Source organism: Cellulomonas bogoriensis 69B4 = DSM 16987 (assembly GCF_000767165.1).
Classification (GTDB): Bacteria; Actinomycetota; Actinomycetes; order Actinomycetales; family Cellulomonadaceae; genus Actinotalea; species Actinotalea bogoriensis.
The window spans coordinates 1-2,302 of the sequence record NZ_AXCZ01000276.1 but is presented as its reverse complement, the minus strand read 5'-3'; the positions used below and the strand labels follow the sequence as shown (position 1 = coordinate 2,302).

The following is a 2,302-nucleotide window of genomic DNA, read 5'->3' as shown; positions in this document are numbered from 1 at the left end:
GGACCAGGCCGGGGCGGGCGCCCAGGGCCCGGCCGGTGTCGTCGCCGAGGGCCATGGCGTTGAGCGCGGGGGCCAGGACCAGGCCGAGGAGCAGGCCGGCGACGAGGAACGGGGCGACCTGCCACAGGACGGTGAGGTCGCGCCCGGAGAGGCTGCCCACGGCCCAGAACCGGTAGCGGTCCAGGGCCTGGGCGTCGGTGTAGATGAGGCCCGAGACCAGGGCCATGAGGGCTGCGGTGACCGCGGCGCCGGCGAGGGCCAGCCGGACCGGGGAGGTGCCGGCACGCCCCCGGGTGGTGCCGCCCACGAGGTACACGACCACGGCGGCGGCACCGGCGCCGCCGAACGCCAGCCACACGTACTGGCGGGCCTCGGTGAGCCCCAGGAGCGTGACGCCGCCGACGACGGCGACCGCTGCACCGGCGTTGACGCCCAGCAGCCCGGGTTCGGCCAGGGGGTTGCGGGTCAGGGACTGCATGAGGGCACCGGCCAGCCCGAGGGCGGCGCCCGCGGCGATGCCGAGGAGGGTCCGCGGGAGGCGGATCTCGTGGATGACGGCGGCCTCACCGGTGCCGTCCGGTGCCCGGAGCAGCCGCCACACGTCGGTGGGGGCGATGTCACGGGACCCGACGGTGAGGCTGAGAGCGACGGCGGCGACCAGCAGCACCACCGCGCCCAGCAGGAGTGCTGAGCGCGCGGTGGTGCTGCGGGTCACTGGTCCAGGGCCTGCAGGAGCTGGGGCACGAACGTGTCCAGCCCCCACGGGACGCTGAGCGCGGTGGTGGTGGTCATGGCCATGCCGAGCTGGCGGTCCAGCAGGGGCAGGTAGGTGCCGCGCTCGACGGCGGGGATGGCCTGGAAGGTGCCCAGGCCCTCGACGGCGGCCTGCTCCTCGGTGTCGTTGTACCAGGTGAGGAGGAGGTCGACGTCCTCCAGGAGGTCGGTCCCCTCGGTGCCGAGGTCGGCGTAGAAGGTGCCCTCGGGGGTGTCGAGGTCGGCGATGGCGGGGGCGAGCTCCATGCCCAGGGAGGTGAGGAGGTCCACGCGGGGGTCACCCTCGACGTAGGCCGCGAGCGCGCCGTCGGGGGTGGCGTACACGTAGGCGAAGGTGGTGCCGGCGAGCTCGGGGTTGTCCTGGGCGGCCTGCTCGATGAGGCCGGTGGTCTGGTCGATGAGCTCCTGGGCCTGGTCCTCCATGCCCAGGGCCCGCCCGTTGAGGAGTGTCTGGTCCTGCCAGGGCAGCAGCCACGGCTGCTCGGGGTAGGCGACGGTGGGCGCGAGGGTGGCGAGCTGGTCGTACACCTCCTGGCTGATGCCCGAGTAGGGGGCGAGGATGAGGTCGGGGGCCAGGCCGGCGATCTGCTCGACGTTCACCTCGGGCAGGTCGGTGTAGGTGGTGGGCTGCTCACCGCCCAGCTCGTCTATGGCGGCCTGGGTCCAGGGCAGCAGGCCGGTCTCGGGGTCGCCGGCCCAGGAGTCGGCGGGGATGCCGACGGGCACGACGCCGAGTGCCAGGACGGTGTCGTGGGAGCCCCACCCGAGTGTCACGACCCGCTCGGGCCGCTCGGGGACGACGGCCTGCCCCAGGGCGTGGTCGATGGTCACCGGGAACGTCGCGTCGCCGGTGGGGTCGGGCCCGGGCGTGGCGGGGTCCTCCGGGTCTGCGGTGCAGGCGGCGAGGGCCAGGGCGGCGGTGGCGGCCAGCGCCAGGACGCGCACGTGGGGTGCGCGGGTCCCGGGTCGGGTTCGGGCGTGCATGGGTCTCCGTTCAGCGGTGGGGGGCGGACGGCGACGTCCGTGGGGGCACCCGGTGGGCCGGGGTGAGGGGGTGGTGCGGCGGGTCAGCCTTCGGCCCGGCCGGCGCGCCAGTAGCCCATGAACGCGACGGAGCGGCGGTCCAGGCCGACCTCGCCGACCAGGTGGCGGCGCAGGTCGCGGACGACGGTGGCCTCGCCGGCGATCCAGCTGTACAGGCCGTCGGGGGCGCTCGCCTCACCGGGGACGTCCCACAGGACCGCGTCGTCGACGTCGACGTCCTGGGGGGCGACACCGGCGACGGTGGCCCGCGCCAGGCGCCTGGCGGTGGTGGCCACGGCCTGGTGCAGGACGGCGCCGTGGGGGGCGTCCTGGTGACCGGGGCGGTGGCGGGGCAACCAGGTGAGCTGGGCGCCGTCGGGGAGCTCGACGTCCAGGACGTCGTGGGCGGTGGGGACCTCGACGTAGGCGTGGGCCCGGGCGCCGTCGGGGAGCCGCTCGAGGATCGAGCAGATGGCGGGTGCGGCGGTCTCGTCCCCCGCCAGCA

General features: G+C 75.5%; 3 protein-coding genes. All 3 read right to left on the bottom strand.

The annotated features are described in order from the left end of the window. Window positions 1-715: iron chelate uptake ABC transporter family permease subunit (locus N869_RS14540; RefSeq protein ID WP_035062773.1), on the bottom strand; the 715-nt coding region annotated here is incomplete at its 3' end. Next, a complete protein-coding gene (locus N869_RS14535; protein ID WP_052105620.1) occupies window positions 712-1,758 on the bottom strand; it encodes an ABC transporter substrate-binding protein in 1,047 nt (348 codons plus the stop codon). The genes N869_RS14540 and N869_RS14535, both read right to left, overlap by 4 nt. Window positions 1,759-1,841: 83 nt before the next feature. Next, window positions 1,842-2,302: siderophore-interacting protein (locus N869_RS14530; protein WP_035062771.1), on the bottom strand; the 461-nt coding region annotated here is incomplete at its 5' end.